Below are 21307 nucleotides of genomic sequence, written 5' to 3'. Positions count from 1 at the left end.
CGGGCACGGCCGAAAGGACGGCGCCGAGAGGTCAGCGCCCGCTGTGGAGCAGGTCCACACCGAGGCCCGTCGCCGAGTGGAGGACCGCCTTGCCGTCCCGCGCCGTCGTGATGAGTCCGGCCGCCCGCAGGGTGCGGGTGTGCTCGGACACCGAGGGCAGGCTGATGTCGAGGTCCCGGGCCAGTTCGCTCGTCGTGCGCTGCTCGACGAGCAGCTGGAGCACGGCCGCCCGCGTCCGCCCCAGCAGCGCGTCGAGCGCACCCGCCGCGGGGCCCTCCGCCACCAGGGGCAGCGGGCTCATCGCGGGATAGTGCAGTACGTGCGAGCCGTCGGGCCGGGTGGCGAGCAGCGGGCGCCCCGTCCAGAACGCCGACGGCATGAGCAGCAGGCCGCCGCCGCCCAGCCGGACCTCGTAGTCCGGCGGCTCCCCGACCTCGAAGGCGGTGCCCGACCAGTCGGCCTTCGGGTGGGTGCCGGCCAGGCACGCCTTGATGCCGTGGGTGGCCAGCAGCCGGGTGCGCCAGGCGATGTCCGCCTGGAAGGACTGCCGTATGCGCGGCCAGTGGGGGGCGATGACGGCCTCGTGCGCGGACCGGATGGCCTCCTCCAGCTGCCCCCAGGCCGTACGGTCCTGCCGCCACAGCGCGCACAGCCAGGACGGGGCGCCGGGAGCGCGGCCCGCGACCCGGTGCAGAAGACCGGGGCCGAGCCGCGGCGCCGCCTCGCGTACGGCCGCCAGCCCTTCCTCCAGACTGCGCGACAGCGGCTCGATGAACTGCGGATTGTCCCCGTCCGGCCGCAGCAGGTCCAGCAGCGGGCGGGCCCGGCCCGGCAGCTCGCGGCTGACCGTGCCGCGCCAGCGGCCGAAAACGGCCTGCTCGTCGGTGCGCTGCCAGGCGATCAGCGCCATCGACAGCTCCACCAGGGGGGAGGGCTCGCCCGCGAACGTGACGTTCAGCAGGTCCTCGGCCGTGAAGTGCACCCGCAGCATCGCCCCGCCCGCCCCCTTGGCGCACCGGCCGGAAACGGCCGCTCAGCCGTGCATGTCAGCCGTGCACGCGGCTGTCAGCCGTACATGCGGCGCATCGCGTAGTCGACCATCTGCTCCACGGCCTTCGCGTCGAAGACCATCCGGTGGTCGCCCTCCATGTCGAGGACGAAGCCGTAGCCGGTCGGCAGCAGGTCGATCACCTCGGCGCCCGTGATCACGAAGTACTTGGACTCCTTGCCGGCGTACCGGCGGAGCTCCTTGAGGGTGGTGAACATGGGGATCACCGGCTGCTGCGTGTTGTGCAGCGCCAGGAAGCCCGGCGTCTCACCGCGCGGGCAGTAGACCTTCGACGTGGCGAAGATCTGCTGGAAGTCCTCGGCGGACAGCGACCCGGTCGTGAACGCCCGCACCGCGTCGGCGAGCGACGGGGGCGAGGGCTCGGGGTACAGCGGCTGCTCACCGTACCCGCCGGCCATCTGCTGCGGGGCGGCGTACTGCTGCTGCCCCGCGTTCACGTTCTGGTCGTAGCCGTACATGGGGCGAAGCCTACCGAGCGACCCCTGCCCCGTGGACGCGCATTCCCGCCAAGGCCGCGGACCCGTGGCCGGCCGGCCCGCGGCTTGACCCTGGTCACAGTCGCCACATCAGGGGTTGCGTCTTATTACCCGTGGGTAGCATCATGACATTACCGATTGGTATGTACGAGGAATCTGTCTTCCCGAGCCTTAACGGAGCCGTCGCCATGGGGCACTACAAGTCGAATCTCCGCGACATCGAGTTCAACCTCTTCGAGGTGCTCGGCCGCGACAAGCTGTACGGCACCGGACCGTTCGGTGAGATGGACACCGAGACCGCCAAGAGCGTCCTGTCCGAGATCACCCGCCTCGCCGAGAACGAGCTGGCCGACTCCTTCGCGGACGCCGACCGCAACCCGCCGGTCTTCGACCCGGCCACCAACACCGCGCCGGTCCCGGCGTCCTTCAAGAAGAGCTACGAAGCCTTCATGGACTCCGAGTACTGGCGCCTGGGCCTGCCCGAGGAGATCGGCGGCACCACCTCGCCCCGCTCCCTCATCTGGGCCTACGCGGAGCTGCTGCTCGGCTCGAACCCGGCCATCTGGATGTACTCCTCCGGCCCGGCGTTCGCCGGCATCCTCTTCGAAGAGGGCAACGAGGCGCAGAAGAAGGTCGCGCAGATAGCGGTCGAGAAGCGCTGGGGCTCCACCATGGTCCTCACCGAGCCGGACGCCGGCTCGGACGTCGGCGCCGGCCGCACCAAGGCCGTCCAGCAGGACGACGGCTCCTGGCACATCGAGGGCGTGAAGCGCTTCATCACCTCCGGTGAGCACGACATGGAGGAGAACATCCTCCACTACGTCCTCGCGCGCCCCGAGGGCCACGGCCCGGGCACCAAGGGCCTGTCCCTCTTCCTCGTCCCCAAGTTCCACTTCGACTGGGAGACCGGCGAGCTGGGCGAGCGCAACGGCGTCTACGCGACGAACGTCGAGCACAAAATGGGCCTCAAGGCCTCCAACACGTGCGAGATGACCTTCGGCGACCAGCACCCCGCCAAGGGCTGGCTGATCGGCGACAAGCACGACGGCATCCGCCAGATGTTCATGATCATCGAGTTCGCCCGCATGATGGTCGGCACGAAGGCCATCGCGACGCTCTCCACCGGCTACCTGAACGCCCTGGAGTACGCCAAGGAGCGCGTGCAGGGTCCGGACCTGGCCAACTTCATGGACAAGACGGCCCCCAAGGTCACCATCACGCACCACCCCGACGTGCGCCGCTCGCTGATGACGCAGAAGGCGTACGCCGAGGGCATGCGCGCCCTGGTGCTGTACACCGCCTCCGTCCAGGACGCGATCCAGGTCAAGCAGGCCGCGGGCGAGGACGCCTCCGCCGAGATCGGCCTGAACGACCTGCTCCTGCCGATCGTGAAGGGCTACGGCTCGGAGCGCTCGTACGAGCAGCTCGCCCAGTCGCTGCAGACCTTCGGCGGCTCCGGCTACCTGCAGGAATACCCGATCGAGCAGTACATCCGCGACGCCAAGATCGACACCCTCTACGAGGGCACCACGGCGATCCAGGGCCAGGACTTCTTCTTCCGGAAGATCGTCCGCGACCAGGGCGCCTCCCTGAACGTCCTCTCCGAGACGATCAAGAAGTTCCTGGCCGAGGCCGTCGGCGGCGAGGAGCTGGCCGGCGCCCGCGACGCGCTCGCCAAGGCCGCGGTCGACCTGGAGGCCATCGTCGGCCAGATGATCGTCGACCTCACCGCCACCGGCGAGGACGTCAAGAACATCTACAAGGTCGGCCAGAACACCACCCGCCTGCTGATGGCCTCCGGTGACGTGGTCGTCGGCTACCTGCTGCTCAAGGGCGCGGCCGTGGCCGCCGAGAAGCTCGCCGCCGGCGCCCCCGCGAAGGACGTCGCCTTCTACACCGGCAAGATCGCGGCGGCGAAGTTCTTCGCCTCCCAGGTCCTGCCGAACGTCTCGGTCGCCCGTGCGCTGGCCGAGTCCGTCGACAACTCCCTGATGGAGCTCGACGAGGCCGCGTTCTAGCCTCCACGGCCATCCACGGCCCGTCCACGGCCATCCGCCCGACGGCCGGGCCCCCGCTGAGGGGCCCGGCCGTCGGCATTCACAGGTTGTCGGTGGTTCGTGGCACGCTCGTAGACATGAGTCCGGCAGAGCAGCACGGCAACAGCAGGGGGTACTCCGTCCCGACCGGGCGGCCGTACGCCCTCAAGGAGCTGCAGGCCGCCCTGGGCAGCCTCGGCGACCACATGAAGGAGCTGTACGACGGCGCCCACCCCGCCGAGTACGAGACCGTGGCCGACGCCCTCTACACCGCGTTCCAGACCGCCGCCGGGCTGGCTCCCGCCAAGAGCTACACCGGCTGCTCCGAGCACCCCAACGGGGCCCTGGACCCCGAGGCGCCCGACGGCTGGGGCCGCTGCCTGATCTGCAACGACCGGCGGCGCCTCGGGCTGCGCTCCCAGGGGCTGCGCGGCGCCCGCGCGGCGGCCGCCGCCCCGCCGAAGGGGGAGCAGCGCCGGCTGGGCTATCCCGTGCCGGACCCTCCGTACACGCTGCAGGCCCTGCGCGACCACCTCCGCACGATCGAGGACCGCCGCTTCCACCTGGGCTTTTCCTCCCCGGCCGAGGACTTCGTCCGGATAGCGGACGATCTCCACCGGGCATTCATCGTGGCGCGCGAACTGTCCAGGCCGCGCAACGCCTCCGGCTGCTCCGAACACCCCGGCGCGCCCATCGACCCGGACGCGCCACCCGGTGAGGCCTGTATCTTCTGCGCCGGACGCAAGAGACGCGCGCAGCGCTCCGCGACGACCCCGGAGATGCTCCCGCGCATCCGCCGGGGCGAGCGCAGGCAGCTACAGCGCCGATTCGAGCGCCCGCCGGGCTGAACAGCAACCGGGGAGCGGACCACACAGCCCGCCCACCCGGCGTTTCGGCTATCCGCCGCAGTCCGACCATGGCGAACACGACCGTCGTTAAGGTGAACCACATGAGCTCTCCCGCCCGCTTCGACCGCGGCCACACCGACGATCTGATGACCTTTCTGACGGCCAGTCCGTCGCCGTACCACGCCGTGGCCAATGCGGCCGAGCGGCTGGAAAAGGCAGGTTTCAGGCAGTTGTCGGAAACGGACGCCTGGGACTCGGGCAGCGGAGGCCGGTTCGTCCTGCGCGGCGGAGCGCTCATCGCCTGGTTCGTACCGGAGGGCGCGACCGCGCACACGCCGTTCCGGATCGTCGGCGCGCACACCGACTCCCCCAACCTGCGCGTCAAGCCGCTGCCTGACACGGGCTCACAGGGCTGGCGGCAGATCGCGGTCGAGATCTACGGCGGCACCCTGCTCAACACCTGGCTGGACCGGGACCTGGGCCTGGCGGGCCGGCTGACCCTGCGCGACGGCAGCGAGCGGCTGATCAACGTGGACCGCGCGCTGCTGCGCGTCCCGCAGCTGGCCGTGCACCTGGACAGGTCGGTCAACAGCGACGGGCTCAAGCTCGACAAGCAGCGCCACATGCAGCCGATCTGGGGCCTGGGCGAGGTCCAGGAGGGCGACCTCATCGCCTTCCTGGAAGAGGAGGAGGACCTGCCGCAGGGCTCGGTGGCCGGCTGGGACCTGATGGTCCACTCGATCGAGCCGCCCTCGTACCTGGGGCGCGACCGCGAGCTGGTGGCCGGCCCGCGCATGGACAACCTGGTCTCGGTGCACGCGGGCGTCGCGGCGCTGGCCGCCGCCTCGGCCGCCGACAAACTGGACCACATCCCGGTGCTGGCCGCGTTCGACCACGAGGAGAACGGCTCGCAGTCGGACACGGGCGCGGACGGGCCGCTGCTGGGGAACATGCTGGAACGTTCCGTCTTCGCACGTGGGGGCACGTTCGAGGACCGCGCGCGAGCCTTCGCGGGCACGATCTGCCTGTCCTCGGACACCGGCCACGCCGTGCACCCCAACTACGCGGAGCGGCACGACCCTTCGCACCACCCGCGCGCCAACGGCGGCCCGATCCTCAAGGTCAACGTCAACCAGCGGTACGCGACGGACGGCAGCGGCAGGGCGGTGTTCGCCGAGGCGTGCGAGCGGGCCGGGGTGCCGTGGCAGTCGTTCGTCTCCAACAACGCGATGCCGTGCGGGACGACGATCGGCCCGATCACGGCCGCGCGGCACGGGATCCGGACGGTGGACATCGGCATCGCGATCCTGTCGATGCACAGCGCCCGCGAGCTGTGCGGTGCGGACGACCCGTACCTGCTCGCGAACGCCCTGCTGGCGTTCCTGGAGGGCTGAGTCCGTACGGCCGCGCCGCCTCCCGAGTACGGGAAGCGGCGCGCTCATCCGCCGGGCGGGTCGATCTCGGCGGCGCCGCGGTGCGATGAACGTATGGTGACGCTCCGTCATGTTGTGCTGGGATTCCGCCCTTCCCGGCCGACGAGGAGAGTCCCGTGCTCCGCCTGTTCAGCCTGCTCCGGCCGTTCCGGCCGTTCCGCCTCGACCCCGTACCGCGCATCGCGGCAGCCATCGGCATCGCCCTGGCCCTGCTCGTGGCCGCCCCCGCCGCGGCCACGCCCGAGCCGCCGGACTCCCCGGACACGGAGCTGTCCCTCGCGGATCCGCGGATCATCGCGCACTTCGACTTCGAGGCCGGCGAAACGCCCGAGAACATCGCCCTGGAGCCCGACGGCTCCGCCGACCTGACCCTCGCGCTCGCCCGCCAAGTGGTCCGGGTCGACCGGCACGGCGGAAAGCGGGTGCTCGCGACCCTGCCCGACGTCGAGAACCCGCAGACGCCCCTGCTCGGCGCCGCCGTCGTGAGCGGCATCGTCCGCACCCGCGACGGGACGCTCTACGTCGGCTACAACACCGGCACCGCCGAGAGCGGCATCTACCGGATCACCCCCGACCGCGAGGTCTCCAAGCTCGTCGACATGTCACCGAAGGGCTTCGTGAACGGTCTCGCCCTCGACGAGCACCTCGGGCTGATCTACGCCGCCGACTCCGTCCTCGGCACGGTCTGGCGCATCCCCCTGGACGGGAAGCCCGAGGTGACGGCCTGGGCCACCGGCGCGGCGCTGGAGCCGACCGCGTTCATCGGCGCGAACGGCATCAAGGTGCGCGGCCACGCGGTCTGGGTGTCGAACTTCGACCGCGCCACGCTGCTGCGGATCCCGGTCGACGAGGACGGATCCGCGGGGAAGACCATGACGCACGCCACCGGGCTGACGGGCATCGACGACTTCGCGTTCGCCGGACGCGGAGAGACGGTCCTCGCCGCGCTGAACACCACCGCGAGCGAGCTCGCCCTGGTGCGGCCCGACGGCACCCACACCATCGTGCTGACCAAGCGGGACGGGCTGTCCGGACCCACCTCCGTGGCGGTCCGCCACCACAAGGTCTTCGTCACCAGCGGCGCCTTCCTCGACGGCTTCGACCCGAACCTGCTGGTCGCGGACGAGGTGAAGGGCGCCGCCGAGGCCGCACGACGCCCTTCCCCGTAACGCCCGTCCGGCCTAGGCGTCCATTCCCGCGAGGACGAGCGGGAGCCGGGTGGCGCCGTCGGCCGTGACGGTCACCGGCACGCCCCAGTCCTGCTGGTGCACGTGGCAGGCCGGGTACTCGTTCGCCGGGTCGTCGTCGCAGGAGGCCGCCATCGCCGAGACGTGCAGCACCCCCTCGGTGACCTCCGGGTTCAGGGCCAGCTCCCGGAACAGGTCCGTCCCGGTACCCTCACCGCCCACCAGCAGCTCCGGCGGGGTCGAGGACACCAGCAGCCGCGTCGACGGCCCGTAGCGGGTGTCCAGCTTCTGGCCGGTCGGCGCCTGGAACACCACGTCGAGCCGGAGCGTGCCCGGGGCGACCTCGGTCGCGGCCCGCTGGGTACGGTGCGCGACGGCGTCGACCCGTACCGCCTCCTCCGGCAGCCGCAGCCGGGTCAGCCGGTGGCGGGCGGACTCGACGACCACGATGTCCTCGCCGGCCAGCACCGCGTCGCTGGGCTCCCGCAGGTCCGTTGCCAGCGTGGAGACCTGGCCGGTCGCCGGGTCGAAGCGGCGCAGCGCGTGGTTGTACGTGTCGCACACCGCGACCGAGCCGTCCGGCAGGGCGGTCACCCCGAGCGGGTGCTGGAGCAGGGCCTGGGCGGCGTCGCCGTCCCGGTGGCCGAAGTCGAACAGGCCGGTCCCGACGGCGGTCCGCACGGCGTACCCGGCGGCCCCCTCGCCCGCGGGTTCCACGTACCGCAGGGCGCTGTTCTCGGAGTCGGCGATCCACAGGCGGTCGCCGGCGGCCGCGAGCCCGGAGGGCTGCGCCAGCCAGGCCTCCAGGGCGGGGCCGTCGTGCAGGCCCTCGCTGGTCGTCCCGGCGGAGACGGCGACGGTCCCGTCCGCCGGGTCCCAGGTCCACAGCTGGTGGACGCCCGCCATGGCGATCCACACCTTGCCCTGCCACCAGGCGACGTCCCACGGCGAGGACAGGTCCACCTCCAGGGCCGGGCCGGAGGCCGGGGAGCCCTGCCACCACTGGCGGCCGGTTCCGGCGACGGTCTCGACGGCGCCGGTCGCGGGGTCGAAGCGGCGCAGCGCGTGGTTGACGGTGTCGGCGACGACGACGGAGCCGTCGGGGAGCAGGGCCAGGCCCTGGGGCTCGCTGAAGGCGTCCGGCCCGAAGCCTCGCTCGCCGCTGCCGATGCGCCGTACGACGCTCTCGCCGTCGGGGGCCAGCTCCACGAGCTGGTGCCGCGTCGTGTCCGAGACGAGGAGGTTCCCGCTCGGCAGGACGAGCGCCTTGCCGGGGAAGCGGAGGTCGGTGGCCACCGGCTCGGGCGCCACGTACGGCCCGTCCCCGCGGCGCAGGGTGCCCTTGGCCTCGTGCTCGGCTTCGAGCTCCTCCACGAGCTTCGCGATGGCGTGCGCGTGCCCCTCGCCGGCGTGCTGCGCGACGATGTACCCCTCGGGGTCGATGACGACGAGCGTCGGCCAGGCCCGTACGGCGTACTGCTTCCAGGTGGCCAGCTCGGGGTCGTCGAGGACGGGGTGGTGCACCTCGTACCGCTCGACGGCGTCGACGACGGCCGCGTGCTCGGCCTCGTGCACGAACTTCGGCGAGTGGACGCCGATGATCACGACGGTGTCGCGGTGCTTCTCCTCCAGCTCGCGCAGCTCGTCCAGGACGTGCAGGCAGTTGATGCAGCAGAAGGTCCAGAAATCCAGGATCAATACGCGGCCTCGGAAGTCGGCGAGCTTCAGGTCCTTCCCGCCGGTGTTGATCCAGCCGCCCTTGCCGGTCAGCTCGGGGGCGCGGACACGGGCACGGCGGGGTGCGGGCGCGGGGGTGGGCGCCGGGGCAGCATCGTTCATCCTTCAAGCTTGCCATCCGCCCGTGAACGTCCGGTCACGGGCGCGTGGCCGCGTGACCGGGGCGCCGCGCGGTCCCCGGCGCGGTCAGCCGAAGAGGGCGCTCAGGCGGGGGAGGCGGGTGGAGGTCAGTGCCGTGTCGTCGAAGTCGAAGTCCCAGGACGGGTCCAGCGCGGGGTAGCTGATCGTGAAGGAGTCCGCCGGGAGCTCGCGGCCCGTGGCCGATTCGTAGGCCGTCCAGGCGATCGACAGGGCCTCCTCGTCCCACAGCTCCAGGCCCTCCGCCGCCGCCTCGCGGACCGCGGGGTGGTCGGCGAGGGAGTCGGGGTCGGCCAGGGCTCGGGCGAAGGCCTCCTCGCCCTGGGTCAGGAGCCAGCCGCGGAAGTAGTCGAAGCCGTCGTCCGAGCAGCCGCCGTTGATCACGTACGCCGCGGCCCACAGGGGGCTGCGGTAGGACTCCGCCAGCAGGTCCCACAGCACCTGCTGGGCGGCGGCTATCTCGGCCTCGGGGCGGCGCGCCAGCAGTTCCGAGGCGCGCGCCGCCACCTGGTCCGGCTCGGCGTCCGTACGGGCGGCTTCGATCAGCTTCCAGAACGTTTGCTTGTCCATGGGGGAATCGTGGCACTCGCCTCTGACATCGGACGCGTCGTCAGACCGTGAGGAAGGAGTGGAGGGATTGCGTCAGAGCGGTGACGAAGGTCTCCTGCGTCGCCGCGGGGACCAGGTCCAGGGAGAGGTACGGGTTCAGGTCCTCCAGCTCGACGAGGAGGAGCTCGCCGGACGGTGCGCGGCAGGCGTCCACCCGCTGGATGCCGTGCGACAGCGTGTTCCACGCGATGAAGGCGCGGGCGAAGTCGAGGTCGGCCGCCGTGGCCCCGTACGGTTCCAGCTGCCAGCGGCGGGCCGGGTCCGGGGCGTACAGGGCGTACTGGAAGGCGTCGTCGACGAAGTAGAAGGAGACCTCGTACGCGAAGTCGATGCGCGGCTGGATCAGGTTCACCCCCGCCGGGCCGCCGGGGTGCGCGGTGAAGGTCAGGCCTATGGAGTCGGCGCCCTGCTTGGGCTTCACCGCGTACGAGGGCACCGACGGCAGCAGCGCGAGGTCCGCGGGGTCGTCGATCGTGGGGATCACCGGGTAGCCGGCGGCCGTGAGGTCGAGGAGGTACTGCTTGCCGGCCATGTCGCCGCGGCCCGTGAGCGGGTTGTAGACGCGGGTGCCGGCGGCGAGGGCGGCCGCGCGGAAGGCGTCGTACGCCTCCTGGTAGTGCAGGACCGGCCCGCTGTTGCGGACGACCACCGCGTCGAAGTCCGCCATCATCGACGCCGCGTCCAGCGGATGGCACAGGGCGAGCGGGAAGTGCTCGCGCAGGCGGGAGGTGAGGAGGATGTCCTCGTCGCAGTAGCGGCGGCCGCGCGCCGGGTACGCCAGGTCGGTCACATAGAGCAGAGGCATGGCGGCAACCTATCGCGGGCATCGATCCGGGCATGAAATACCTGGTTCGGGACAAAATGCTCGCCGTCGGGGACGACTACTGGATCGAGGACGAGGACGGGAGGCACGCCTTCCTCGTCGACGGCAAGGCACTGCGCGTCCGGGACACGCTGGAGCTGAAGGACCCGGACGGGCACATCCTGATCACGCTGCGGGAGAAGCTGTTCAGCCTGCGCGACGCGATGACCCTGGAGCGCGACGAGCGCCGGCTCGCCGTGATCCGCCGCAAGCGGCTCTCGCTCCTGCGCAACCACTACCTGGTGACGCTGGTCGAGGGCACCGAACTGGACGTGAGCGGGCGGCTCCTGGACCGGGAGTTCAAGATCGAGTACGAGGGGGAGCTGCTCGCGCTGATCTCCCGCCAGTGGTACCGGATCCGCGAGACCTACGCGGTGGACGTGATCCGGGAGGACGCGGACGCGGCGCTGCTGATCTCGGTCGCCGTGTGCGTCATCCGGATGGCGGAGAGGGAACGGGAGGCCGGGGCCGGTCCCGATGGTGGTTCCGGGCCGTGAGCTGGCCCTGGACGTAGGCGTCGGTGTCCGGCGTGTACGGGCCTCCGTGGTCGGACAGGAGGTCGGTGATGCGCTGCCACTCGGCGGCCCCGGCGCGGACGGCGGCGTCCGCGGACTCCAGGTCGCCGGCGGCCGCGAGCACGGCCTCCAGGGCGGCCCGCGCCTTGTGGTGGGTCATCCCGGTGGCCCGGTCCCGCACCCGCCGGCGGGCGTCGATCTCCGCCGCGGCGGGCTCGTGCGGCTCCAGGGCCGCCTCCAGCACGTCCTCTGCCTCGTCCGTCACGGCGTACCCGCCTCCTCGCGTCCCGGTCGTCCCGTCTTCGCGGACCGGCGTCCGGCGCCGCCCGCTCCTTCCCCCTGCCCGCGAACCCCGGCGTCAATCGGCGGCCCCGCAGCCCTGCAGCCCCGCGGCCCCGCAGCGGCGATCAGCGCAGCCGGCGGTCCTTGAGGGCCGGGAACTGCTCGCGGGTCTCGGCCACCTTCGCCGGGTCCAGTTCGACGGTGAGGACGTCCTCACCCGGGCCCGCCTCGGCCAGGACCTCGCCCCACGGGTCCACGACCAGGCTGTGCCCGGCCTGCTCGACTCCCGCGTGCGTACCGGCCAGCCCGCAGGCGAGCACGTACGACTGGTCCTCGACGGCCCGTGCCCGGTTGAGCAGGGTCCAGTGGGCCCGGCGGCGGGCCGGCCAGCCCGCGGCCACGACCATCGTGGTGGCCCCGGCGTCGACCAGGCCGCGGAACAGCTCGGGGAAGCGCAGGTCGTAGCAGGTGGCGATGCCGAGGACCTGCTCCGGCAGGGTCACGGTGGTCAGGGACTCACCGGCCGACATCAGGACGGCCTCGCCCTGGTCGAAGCCGAAGCGGTGGATCTTGCGGTAGGTGGCGGCCAGCTCGCCGGCCGGGGACAGGACGAGGGTCGTGTTGTAGAGGGAGCCGTCGCCCGCGCGCTCCACGACCGAGCCGGCGTGCAGCCAGACCCCGGCGTCGCGCGCCGCCTTCGACATCGCCTCGTACGTCGGACCGTCCAGCGGCTCGGCCTCGGTTTCGAACTGCTCGTAGGCGAAGGCGCCGACCGTCCACAGTTCGGGCAGCACGACCAGGTCCGAGCCGGACTGCTCCCGTACGATATCGGCCACTCGGGCCCGGCGTGCGGCGACCGACTCCCCGTCGGACACCGCGATTTGGATCAGCGAGGCGCGCACAGTACCACCGTCCTGGCATTCAAGCCGTCAACTCGGGCCTACGATCGTCACACGAAAGCACTGCCGGGGTGCTCACCGGCAGCGTAGTTTTGGAAGCAGTCCACACGCTTCCAGAAAACGCGCCACTGAACAGCACGCGAGGGGTCCCGTTGACCGTCCAGCCGCATCCCAGCCTCCAGCCCTATGCCGACGCGTGGACCCACTCCATCGAGGCGATATCCGAGCTGGTCCTCCCCTTGGCGGAGGGCGAGTGGAACCGGGCGACGCCGTGTCCCGGCTGGTCCGTCCGTGATGTGGTGTCACACATCATCGGCATCGAATGCGAGCAGCTGGGGGATCCGCGGCCGATCCACACCGTGGCGCGGGATCTGCGGCACGTGGTCGACGAGTTCAGCCGCTACATGGAGGTCCAGGTTGACGTCCGGCGCCACCACACCGCGCCGGAGATGACCTCGGAGCTGGAGTACACGATCATCCGGCGGTCGCGGCAGCTGCGGAACGAGAAGCGGGATCCGGACACGATGGTGCGGGGGCCGCTGGGCGACCAGGTGACCCTGGAGCACGCCCTGCGGCTGCGGGCGTTCGACGTGTGGATCCACGAGCAGGACCTGCGGGCGGCGCTGGGCGCACCCGGGAACTGGGACTCCCCGGGTGCGTTCGTGGCGCGGGACATCCTGCTGGCCGGGCTGCCGAAGGTGGTCGCGAAGCTGGCCGGGGCGCCGGCGAACTCGGCGGTCGTGATCGACGTGCACGGGCCGGTGGAGTTCATGCGGACGGTACGCGTGGACGCGGAGGGACGCGGAACGGTGGACGGGACGCCCTCGCTGGGCCCGGCCGTGACGCTGACGATGGACTGGGAGACGTACGTACGCCTCGCGGCGGGCCGGGTGCGCGCCGGCGCGGGCGCCGTCGCGGACCGGGTGAAGGTCGAGGGCGACGCCGAGCTGGCGGACGCGATCCTGGCCCACTTCGCGGTGACTCCGTGACGCCGTGACTTCGTGACTTCGTGATCCCGTAGCCACCGCGCGGCGCGGGCCACTCCCCGTGGTCCTCCCATTCGCTCCCGCTCCGGCCGAGAACCGCTCGCGCCGTTGGCACGTCCTTGTCATGGACGGGACATGGAAGAGCGGGAGAAGGGGGTTCCGGGGTGTGGTCAAGGATGTCGGCCGCCGCGGTACCGGCGTCGGAGCGGCTCGACTGGTTCACCGACGTGATCGCGCAGGAGCTCGTGCCCACGGCGATCCGCAGTGAACGCGGCCGGGACTTCTGGGCCGAGGCCTCCGTCCTCGACCTCGGCGGCGTGCAGGTGTCCTCGTTCGAGTTCAGCTCGCTGCACTCCCTGCGCACTGCCGCCCACGTGCGGCGCAGCGATCCCGAGCAGTACCAGCTGGGTCTCGTGACCACCGGATCCATGTCGCTCGCCCAGAACCGGAACGAATCGGGTCTGTTCACCGGGGACATGGTGCTCTGGGACACCTCGCGGCCCATGGAGTCGGACGCCGTACCGGACACGGACGGGGGCCGGGTCCGGGCGATCGTCCTGTCCTTCCCCCGCGACGCGATGCCGCTGCGCGGCGCCCGGGTCGAACGGCTGCTGGCCCACCGGATCGCCGGCGGCCACGGCATGGGGGCGATCCTCGCCCAGTACATGCGGTCGCTGGCGGCGCACGCGGCCGACTGCGGGCCGGTGGAGCTGGACCGGCTGGGAAGGGTCGCCCACGACCTGGTCGGCGCCTGCCTGGCCGGGCAGCTCGGCGCGCGGGAGGACCTCTCGCCCGAAGCCCGCACCCGCGCCCTGCTGGAGCGGATCGAGGTCTTCGTCCACCACAACCTCGGCGATCCGGAGCTGACGCCGTCCGCCGTCGCCGCCCGGCACGGGATCTCGCTGCGCCACCTCCAGCAGTTGTTCCGCGACCGGGGCGAGACGGTGGCGGCCGGGATCCGGCGGCGCCGGCTGGAGCGGTGCCGGGCCGACCTCGCGGACCCGGCCCTCCTGACCACCCCCGTCCACACCGTGGCGGGGCGCTGGGGATTCACCAACGCCTCCGTGTTCAGCCGGACGTTCCGGGAGGCGTACGGGACGAGCCCCACCGAGTTCCGGCACCGGGCGGTCCGGGAGACCCTTGCGCGCAAGATCAACGAGCCGTGCGCTCCCGGCACATCCGGGGGTGCCGCGCGGCCGTAGGGTCGGCCGTGCCGTACCGGCAGGATGGTTCGGCGGGACTGGACGGGGGTCTGTCCCGCCGGACCCCTGCCGGTGGAGCGGAGCCGCACGCAGCGTCGGCGTGCGGGCTACGCGGGCGCCGGCCTCGGGGAGTCGGCCGGGTCCGCCGGTGCGGCGGAGGCCGCGGCGGCCGCTGAGGCCGAGGGGGCCGAGGGGGCCGACGGAGTCGACGGGGGTCGGACCGCGGCCAGGCGGGTGCGTTCGCGCGCCAGGGCCCGGGGGCGCAGGCGCAGGATCTGGGTCAGGCCCAGGAGTTCCACCGCGAAGACCGACGAGAAGGCGATCCGGTAGTCGTCGCCGGTGGCGTCCAGGAGGAGGCCGATGGCCAGGAGGGTCGTCATCGAGGCCAGGAAACCGCCCATGTTGGTGATGCCCGAGGCGGTGCCCTGGCGGTCCGGCGGGTTCGCGGGGCGGGCGAAGTCGAAGCCGATCATCGAGGCCGGGCCACAGGTGCCGAGGACGACGCACAAGGTGACGAGCAGCCACATCGGGGCGTGCGGGCCCGGGTGGGCCAGCGTCGCGGCCCACAGCAGCGCCGTGAGGCCGACCGTGCCCAGCGCCAGCGGGATCCGCGCCGACTGGCGGCGTCCGATCAGCTGGCCGTAGAGGAGGCCGAAGCCCATGTTCGAGGCCACCACCAGCGTCAGCAGCCCCGCGGCGGTGGTCCGCGCCAGCCCCTGGTCCTCGACCAGGAACGGCATGCCCCACAGCAGCAGGAACACCATCGCCGGGAACTGCGTCGTGAAGTGCACCCACAGGCCCAGGCGGGTGCCGGGCTCCTGCCACGAGTCCCGGATCTGGCGGCGTACGAAACCCCCGCCCCCCGCCCGCACCGGCGGTTCGTGGCCCTCCGGGTGGTCCTTCAGGAAGAGGACCAGCGGGACCAGCACCACCACGCCCGCCACCGCGCTGCCCGCGAACGCCTGCACCCAGCCGACCCCGTGCAGGACCGGGGCCAGCACCAGCGTGGAGACCAGGTTGCCGGCCATGCCGACCAGCCCCGCCAGCTGCGCCATCAGCGGACCGCGCCGGGCGGGGAACCACCGGGTGCCCAGCCGCAGCACGGATATGAAGGTCATCGCGTCGCCGCAGCCCAGCAGGGCGCGGGCCGCGAGGGCCATCCCGTACGAGGGCGAGAGCGCGAAGCCGATCTGGCCGGCGGTGAAGAGGACCGCGCCCAGCGTCAGCACCTTCTTGGTGCCGAGCCGGTCCACCATCAGCCCCACCGGCACCTGCATGCCCGCGTACACCAGGAGTTGGAGGATGGAGAAGGTCGAGAGCGCGGAGGCGTTGACGTGGAAACGATCCGCCGCCTCCAGTCCGGCCACGCCCAGGCTCGTACGGAAGATCACCGCGACGAAGTACACCGCGACGCCGATCGACCAGACGGCCACCGCCTTGCGGCCGCCCGGGGGATCCCGGAAGACGCCGTTCCCGCTCACCGGCCCGGCCCCCGCACCAGCGCCTCGACCCGGCCCACGTGGCCCCGTACGGCGGCCGCCGCCGTCTCCGCGTCCCCGGCCCGCAGGGCGTCCAGGATCTCCGCGTGCTCGGCGATCGAGCGCTCCGCCCTCTCGGGGTGCGCGTGCAGCAGGGCCACGCCCATCCGCAACTGCCGGTCGCGGAGCTGGTCGTAGAGGCGGCACAGGATCGCGTTCCCGGCGCTGCGCACGATCTCGGCGTGGAAGCCCCGGTCGGCGGCCATCATCGCCGCGAGGTCGCCCCCGGCGGCGTGCCGGCGCTGCTCCTCCAGCAGTTGCGCGAGCCGCTCCAGCAGCCCGGGCGGGGCCGGGACGGCCCTGCGCACGGTGAACTCCTCGACCAGCAGCCGGGTTTCTATGACGTCGGCGATCTCCTGCGCGGAGACCGGCAGCACCAGCGCGCCCTTCTTCGGGTACAGCTTCAGCAGCCCCTCGGTCTCCAGGCGCAGCAGCGCCTCACGGACCGGCGTACGGGACACCCCGACGGCGTCGGCGAGTTCGCCCTCGGTGAGGAGGGTGCCGCCCTCATAGCGGCGGTCCACCAGGACGGCCTGCTTGACGTGTCGGTACACGCGCTCGGCGGCGGGGACGGCGGCTGCCGGCGGAGCGGCGGAGGGTGGAGCGGCGGTGGGGGTCGCGGTCGCGGAGGGGGTCGCGGTGGGGGCGGCTGGCGGCATGCGCACAGGATAGATACATGAAGGGTGCACCCGGTTGCCCCGTCCGGGATGTGGACAGCCGCCCGGCACCGCTGCATCGAAGGATGTACCGGGGCTTCGTCCGGCCGCAGGACGCAACGGGCAACCGGCGCCGGGACGCTGAGGTCATGGCCCACACCACCCTCGTCGCCCCCCGGGCGACCTCGACCCGGCTGCCCTTCCTCGACGTCCTGCGCGGCGCCGCCATCCTCGGCACGCTCATGACCAACGTCTGGATCTTCGCCTCGCCCGGCTCCGAGTGGGCCGTGCTGGACGGCGGTCTGGACGCGCCCGACCCGCTCGCCGCCCCCTCCGCCGCGAACATCGCCGAGAGCGTCTTCCGCTTCCTCGCCGACGGGAAGTTCCTCTCCCTGCTGACGATCCTGTTCGGGGTGGGCCTGGCCATCCAGTACGACTCCGCCGCACGCCGCGGCGAGCCCTGGCCCGGGCGCTACCCGCGGCGGGCCGCGTTCCTCTTCCTGGAGGGGACCGTCCACTTCGTCCTGGTCTTCGCCTGGGACGTGCTGATGGGGTACGCCGTCACCGCCCTGCTGGTGGCCCGGCTGCTGGCCCGCTCCGAGAAGGTCCGCCGGGCCGCGATGTGGACGGCGGGCGGGCTGCACCTGGCGCTGATCGGCCTCGTGACGCTCGGGGACCTGGCCAAGGCGGATTCCGGGCCCGGCACCCCGGACCCCGCCGCGACCCGGCTGTACGCCCACGGCGGCTACCTCGACCAGATCTCCTTCCGGCTCGACAACGCCCTCGCCCTGCGCGTCGAGCCCGTCTTCACCTTCGGGCTGCTGGTCTTCCTCTTCCTCCTCGGCGTCCGCCTGTACCGCGCGGGGGCCTTCGGGACGAGCGCCGGCGGGCGCCGGATCCGGGTCCGGATGGCCGCGTGGGGACTCGGCGCCGGGCTGCCGCTGGGCGCCGCCGCCGCGCTCGGCGGCCCCGACTTCTTCGTCCTGGGGCGGTACGGCATCGCCCCGCTGGTCGCCGTCGGGTACATCGGGCTCATCGGCTGCGCCCTGGACCGCTTCCGGGTCCCGGGGGCCGGGGCCCTCGGCTCCGTCGGGCGCACCGCCCTGTCCTGCTACGTCGGCCAGAACCTGCTCTGCATGCTGCTCTGCTACGGGATCGGCCTGGGGCTCGCCGACCGACTGGCCGGGAGCGGGCCCTGGTGGGTGATGGGCCTGTGGGCGGGGGTCGGCCTCGTGCTGGTCGCCGCGTCGCGGCTGTGGCTGCGCCGCTTCGAGCGGGGCCCGCTGGAGGCCGTGCAGCACTGGGCGCTCAGCCCCCGTCCGGCCCGCGGGCCGCGCCCGTGACCTCCGCCTCCACTTCCACCTCCAGGACGAACTCGTCGTACGGGGCCTCCTGCGGGTACGGCGGCCGGATCTGCGCGAAGCGGATCGTGGCCCGCCCGCCCGGGCAGCGGCCCCGGACGAGGTACGTCCGCTCCAGCGCGGCGCCGGGCAGCACCTGTGCGGGCGGCGGCGGGGGCCGGCTCACGTCGCTGACGGAGACGGCGTCGGCGTCCCCCGTGACCTGCCAGGTCCACACGTACCCGCGCGCCCCGCGCCCGGTGAGCCGCAGCTCGTACGACTCACCCGCGCCGAGGGCGATGCTGCGTACCTCCACCCGCGACCACCTCCCGGCTCAGGCGGGGCCGATCACCGGCCCCTCGTGCCAGCCCGCACCGTCGCGCCAGTAGTGCTGAAGCTGCCGGTCCGTGCGCAGGACGATGACTTCCAGGTTGAACCCGAAACTCCCCTGGAGCATCCCGGTGACGGCGAGCGCGTCGTGGCCGAAGACGGCGCTGCGGCTCCAGGCGGAGCCGGCGGCGTTGCCGCGCCACCAGTGCTCGACGCGGCCTCCGCCGGCCGCCACGCAGAGCTCGTAGTTCCCGGCGGTGTCCTCGTCGGCCGCCCCGTACTGGCCCTCGATCAGACAGGGCGCGGAGGTGATCGCGCTGCCGAAGACCTCCCCGGGGCGCCAGGCGAAGCCGTTCGGGTCGTCCCGCCACCACAGCTGCATCCGCCCGTCCGTACGGGTGGCGACGAGGTCGAGGTGGCGGCTGCGGGTCTGGACCAGGGCGGGCCCGTAGTGGGCGATGCCGGAGCCGAAGCGGCCGCCGTCGTTCCAGGTCCAGGGGGCGCCGTTGATCCGCCACCAGTGGTTGAGGCGGCCGTCGGCGGTGCGGACGACCGCCTCGAAATTGCCGGGCTTGCCGTAGTCGCTCTGGATGAACGCCGGGGTCGAGCCGATCGCCGCGTCGCCCGGCCCGAAGGCGCCGCCGTCGCGCCAGACTCCGGCGGACTGCTCGTAGTACCAGTGGCGCAGCCGGCCGCCGGTGGTCACGTGCAGGGACTCCATGTTCCGGTTGTACGTGGTGCCGGTGAAGGCGGGCCTGCCGGAGGCGTCGTTCGCGTACGCCTGGGCGCGGGCCCACGCGAAGGGGGCGTCGCCCTCGCGCCACCAGTGCTGGAGGCGGCCCCCGCCGGCGGGGGCGCACAGTTCGAAATTGCGGTGGGCGCGGCCGTTGCCGCTCTCGTAGACGTTGCCGGCGTGCAGACGGCGTTTGCTCCACGGGTCGATGTTCGTGCCGCGCAGACCGCACTTGGCCCAGTGGTCGATGTCGACTTCGCCGTAGGCGATCCGGCCGTGGCCGCCGACGTGGTAGCCCGTCCCCCAGGAGTTCTTGAACAGCCAGCAGCCGGCGGCGTCGTCGTAACCGGTGATCAGGACGCAGTGGCCGCCCGCGAGGTGGTCGGACGTGCGGTGGTAGACGCCGGAGCCGAGGGCGAAGAAGTCGTCGTACACGTCGAAGCAGGCGGTGAGCGGGCCGACGGTGTCCAGCCAGACCTTCTGCTGCTCGACGTCGCCGAGGCGTACGTAGTCGGTGATCCGCACGGTCCGGCCGGACCGGTCCCAGCTGGGCGTGTACTCGGCGCGCCAGGCCTCGCGGCGGTCGGCCGGGACGGTGGGCGGGGGCGGGGAGTAGGGCCAGCAGTCGGGATCGGCGAGGCCGCCGTTGTCCTTGACCCAGTCGAGGGCGGTCTCGGGGTTGGAACCCTGGCCGCAGGTGAACTTCAGACCGTCGTGGACGTCCCCCTCGGAGCGCTCCGCCCAGACGTTGTGCTCGATGCGGGCCATGGACTCGACGAGGCCCGCGGCCCCGAAGGCCCAGCAGGAACCGCACGGGTTCTGGTCCTTGACCTTGGTGATCCAGGGCCAGCCCCAGCGGACGCGCCAGTCGACGGCGGCGGGGCGGGCGCCGGGCCCCGCGGACGGCGTGCCGGGCAGCAGGCCGTGGGCGGCGCGGCGGCGGGTGAGGTGCGGATTGGCGCTCTCGTGGCCGATGAGCGCCCGCAGGTCGACGGCGCCGACCTGCGCGGCGGGCGTGAGGTTCGCGCCCGGTTCCAGGCCGAGGGAGGCCCGCGGTACGGGCTCCTCGTCGGCGAGATGTTCGATGACGGACCAGCGCGCTCGCCGCGCCGCGAGCCGCGCGCGCAGCTCCCCCGCCGTCTGGACAGACTGCTCCGGCATGACCGGCCCCCCAGCGTCAACCGTTGTGTGCAATCCGGGAGCGTCCATCGGGCGGCGGGGCGCGTCAAGGGAGTCCGCACGGTCGCGCGGTCGCACGGGGGGTCGTACGGGACAGCCGTCCGCCCCCGGCGTCGGAGGGACGCCGGGGGCGGGGGCAGGGCCGAGCGGCCGAGTGGCCGAGCGGCCGAGCGGGGCCTATTCCGCCGGGGCGGGAGCGGCGGCCGGCATTCCGGGCAGGCCGAGGCCGGTGAAGAGGGCGACGACGGTGGTGCCGAGGTCGTTCACGACGTCGTTGGCCTTGGCCTTGGCGTCGGTGGTGCAGCCGCAGGGACCGGCGGCCTTGGCGACTTCGTCGACGGAGGCCTTGAGGTGGTCGACGGCGGCGGTGACCAGGTCCACGCGGGCGCGGTCCACGGCCTTGGGCTTCGCCGCGACGACCGGGGCGACGGCCGGGAGCGTGACGGGCTGCGCGACGGCTGCCGGCGGCTCGACCGGGGCGGGCGGCTTCAGCACGTCGACGGGAGGCTTCGCGGCCTCGACGGGCGGCTTCGCCACTTCGACCGGCGGCTTCGCAGCCTCGACCGGCGGCTTCGCGGCCTCGACCGGCGGCTTCGCGGCCTCGACCGGCGGCTTCGCGGCCTCGACCGGCGGCTTCGCGGCCTCGACGGGCGGCTTCGCGGCCTCCACCGGCGGCTTCGCAGCCTCGACCGGCGGCTTCGCGGCCTCCACCGGCGGCTTCGCAGCCTCGACCGGCGGCTTCGCGGCCTCCACCGGCGGCTTCGCCACCGCTCCCGGAGGCTCGTCCGCCGGCTGCTTCGGCAGGACCACCGGGGTCACCGGCACGGTCGCCGGCGGCTTGACCGCCGCCTCCGGTACGGCCGGAGCCGCCGGGGCCGCCGCCGGAGCCGCCGCCGCGAAGGTCTTCTTCATGGAGGCCAGGGCCGCGTCGATCTTCTGCTTGTGCGCGGCCAGGTCGGCCTCCGGCAGCTTCCCGTCCGGCGACTTCAGCACGTCCCCGAGGAAGTTCGTGACGGGGGTGATCATGCTGCCGGCGGCCCCGAGGGAAGCCACCTGCGCGGTCAGCGCCTCGGCACCGGGGATGGCCTTCTTCGCCACGGGAGCCGACGCCTTCGCCGGGGCGTCGGCCGCACCGGCCAGACCGGGGGTCACGGAGATCAGCGTCACGCACAGGGCGGCGGGGAGGGTGTAGCGGGTGATGCGGTGCAAGATTTCTCTCCTGTTCAGAGTCGCGGGGCAGGGTGTGCCCCTG

General features: G+C 72.8%; 20 protein-coding genes. 8 read left to right on the top strand and 12 right to left on the bottom strand.

The annotated features are described in order from the left end of the window. Positions 1 to 31: 31 nt before the first annotated feature. Both ACFYXV_RS16535 and ACFYXV_RS16530 read right to left on the bottom strand, forming a co-directional pair. Positions 32 to 991: an ArsR/SmtB family transcription factor gene (locus tag ACFYXV_RS16535; protein ID WP_385466568.1), complete on the bottom strand. Its 960-nt coding sequence runs from the start codon at positions 989 to 991 to the stop codon at positions 32 to 34. A gap of 74 nt (positions 992 to 1065) precedes the next feature. Next, entirely contained in the window at positions 1066 to 1527 is a 462-nt protein-coding gene (locus ACFYXV_RS16530; protein WP_383337165.1) for an SseB family protein, read from the bottom strand. Between the two features lie 206 nt (positions 1528 to 1733). Here ACFYXV_RS16530 and ACFYXV_RS16525 point away from each other — a divergent pair, with 206 nt between their 5' ends. The 4 genes from ACFYXV_RS16525 to ACFYXV_RS16510 all read left to right on the top strand — a co-directional run bounded on the left by ACFYXV_RS16525 (position 1734) and on the right by ACFYXV_RS16510 (position 7031). Next, positions 1734 to 3563: an acyl-CoA dehydrogenase gene (locus ACFYXV_RS16525; protein ID WP_385466686.1), complete on the top strand. Its 1830-nt coding sequence runs from the start codon at positions 1734 to 1736 to the stop codon at positions 3561 to 3563. Between the two features lie 116 nt (positions 3564 to 3679). Continuing rightward, on the top strand, positions 3680 to 4429 hold the full coding sequence (locus ACFYXV_RS16520; RefSeq protein ID WP_383337163.1) for a hypothetical protein: 750 nt from the start codon (positions 3680 to 3682) through the stop codon (positions 4427 to 4429). 101 nt (positions 4430 to 4530) lie between these two features. Continuing rightward, positions 4531 to 5823, top strand: a complete 1293-nt coding sequence (locus ACFYXV_RS16515) for a M18 family aminopeptidase (protein ID WP_389383212.1) — start codon at positions 4531 to 4533, stop codon at positions 5821 to 5823. A gap of 155 nt (positions 5824 to 5978) precedes the next feature. Continuing rightward, on the top strand, positions 5979 to 7031 hold the full coding sequence (locus tag ACFYXV_RS16510; RefSeq protein WP_389383211.1) for an SMP-30/gluconolactonase/LRE family protein: 1053 nt from the start codon (positions 5979 to 5981) through the stop codon (positions 7029 to 7031). A gap of 12 nt (positions 7032 to 7043) precedes the next feature. Here the strand turns inward: ACFYXV_RS16510 and ACFYXV_RS16505 are convergent, their stop codons facing one another. The 3 genes from ACFYXV_RS16505 to ACFYXV_RS16495 all read right to left on the bottom strand — a co-directional run bounded on the left by ACFYXV_RS16505 (position 7044) and on the right by ACFYXV_RS16495 (position 10338). Continuing rightward, positions 7044 to 8888 (bottom strand): NHL domain-containing thioredoxin family protein, encoded by a 1845-nt coding sequence (locus ACFYXV_RS16505; RefSeq protein ID WP_389383210.1) that lies wholly within the window; start codon positions 8886 to 8888, stop codon positions 7044 to 7046. 84 nt (positions 8889 to 8972) lie between these two features. Continuing rightward, positions 8973 to 9494, bottom strand: coding sequence for a DUF4240 domain-containing protein (locus ACFYXV_RS16500; protein ID WP_389383209.1), 522 nt, complete (start codon positions 9492 to 9494; stop codon positions 8973 to 8975). A gap of 40 nt (positions 9495 to 9534) precedes the next feature. Next, positions 9535 to 10338: a hypothetical protein gene (locus ACFYXV_RS16495; RefSeq protein ID WP_385466551.1), complete on the bottom strand. Its 804-nt coding sequence runs from the start codon at positions 10336 to 10338 to the stop codon at positions 9535 to 9537. Positions 10339 to 10370: 32 nt separating this feature from the next. Here ACFYXV_RS16495 and ACFYXV_RS16490 point away from each other — a divergent pair, with 32 nt between their 5' ends. Next, the gene (locus ACFYXV_RS16490) at positions 10371 to 10892 is read left to right on the top strand and encodes an LURP-one-related/scramblase family protein (protein ID WP_385466548.1); all 522 of its coding nucleotides are present in this window, start codon (positions 10371 to 10373) and stop codon (positions 10890 to 10892) included. On the opposite strand, the gene ACFYXV_RS16485 is transcribed toward ACFYXV_RS16490, so the two are convergent. After that, positions 10828 to 11175: a hypothetical protein gene (locus tag ACFYXV_RS16485; RefSeq protein ID WP_385466545.1), complete on the bottom strand. Its 348-nt coding sequence runs from the start codon at positions 11173 to 11175 to the stop codon at positions 10828 to 10830. The genes ACFYXV_RS16490 and ACFYXV_RS16485 overlap by 65 nt on opposite strands. Before the next feature lie 142 nt (positions 11176 to 11317). Further along, complete coding sequence (locus ACFYXV_RS16480; protein ID WP_389383208.1) at positions 11318 to 12094, bottom strand: carbon-nitrogen family hydrolase; 777 nt, start codon at positions 12092 to 12094, stop codon at positions 11318 to 11320. Between the two features lie 149 nt (positions 12095 to 12243). Between ACFYXV_RS16480 and ACFYXV_RS16475 the strand changes: the two genes are divergently transcribed. Together ACFYXV_RS16475 and ACFYXV_RS16470 are read left to right on the top strand one after the other, a co-directional pair. After that, positions 12244 to 13080 carry a maleylpyruvate isomerase family mycothiol-dependent enzyme gene (locus ACFYXV_RS16475; protein ID WP_389383207.1) on the top strand — a complete coding sequence of 279 codons (837 nt, stop codon included), beginning with the start codon at positions 12244 to 12246 and terminating at the stop codon, positions 13078 to 13080. Positions 13081 to 13253: 173 nt separating this feature from the next. Beyond that, entirely contained in the window at positions 13254 to 14279 is a 1026-nt protein-coding gene (locus tag ACFYXV_RS16470) for a helix-turn-helix domain-containing protein (protein WP_385466539.1), read from the top strand. A gap of 107 nt (positions 14280 to 14386) precedes the next feature. Here the strand turns inward: ACFYXV_RS16470 and ACFYXV_RS16465 are convergent, their stop codons facing one another. Both ACFYXV_RS16465 and ACFYXV_RS16460 read right to left on the bottom strand, forming a co-directional pair. Further along, positions 14387 to 15760, bottom strand: coding sequence for a nitrate/nitrite transporter (locus ACFYXV_RS16465; RefSeq protein ID WP_389383206.1), 1374 nt, complete (start codon positions 15758 to 15760; stop codon positions 14387 to 14389). Next, the gene (locus ACFYXV_RS16460; protein WP_389383204.1) at positions 15757 to 16476 is read right to left on the bottom strand and encodes a GntR family transcriptional regulator; all 720 of its coding nucleotides are present in this window, start codon (positions 16474 to 16476) and stop codon (positions 15757 to 15759) included. Before ACFYXV_RS16460 ends, ACFYXV_RS16465 begins: the two co-directional genes overlap by 4 nt. A 146-nt stretch (positions 16477 to 16622) precedes the next feature. On the opposite strand from ACFYXV_RS16460, the gene ACFYXV_RS16455 reads away from it, so the two are divergent. Next, positions 16623 to 17816 carry a DUF418 domain-containing protein gene (locus tag ACFYXV_RS16455; protein WP_385466530.1) on the top strand — a complete coding sequence of 398 codons (1194 nt, stop codon included), beginning with the start codon at positions 16623 to 16625 and terminating at the stop codon, positions 17814 to 17816. Here ACFYXV_RS16455 and ACFYXV_RS16450 read toward each other — a convergent pair. The 3 genes from ACFYXV_RS16450 to ACFYXV_RS16440 all read right to left on the bottom strand — a co-directional run bounded on the left by ACFYXV_RS16450 (position 17782) and on the right by ACFYXV_RS16440 (position 21264). Next, positions 17782 to 18129: a protease inhibitor I42 family protein gene (locus ACFYXV_RS16450; protein WP_383497219.1), complete on the bottom strand. Its 348-nt coding sequence runs from the start codon at positions 18127 to 18129 to the stop codon at positions 17782 to 17784. The two genes, ACFYXV_RS16455 and ACFYXV_RS16450, sit on opposite strands and share 35 nt — an antisense overlap. Positions 18130 to 18147: 18 nt before the next feature. Next, a complete protein-coding gene (locus tag ACFYXV_RS16445; protein WP_385466526.1) occupies positions 18148 to 20037 on the bottom strand; it encodes a C1 family peptidase in 1890 nt (629 codons plus the stop codon). Positions 20038 to 20232: 195 nt separating this feature from the next. Beyond that, positions 20233 to 21264 carry a hypothetical protein gene (locus ACFYXV_RS16440; protein WP_389383203.1) on the bottom strand — a complete coding sequence of 344 codons (1032 nt, stop codon included), beginning with the start codon at positions 21262 to 21264 and terminating at the stop codon, positions 20233 to 20235. Positions 21265 to 21307 lie beyond the last annotated feature (43 nt).

It is taken from the genome of Streptomyces sp. NPDC002181 (genome assembly GCF_042890485.1).
Taxonomy (GTDB): Bacteria; Actinomycetota; Actinomycetes; order Streptomycetales; family Streptomycetaceae; genus Streptomyces.
This window is presented reverse-complemented; position numbering and strand designations above follow the sequence as displayed.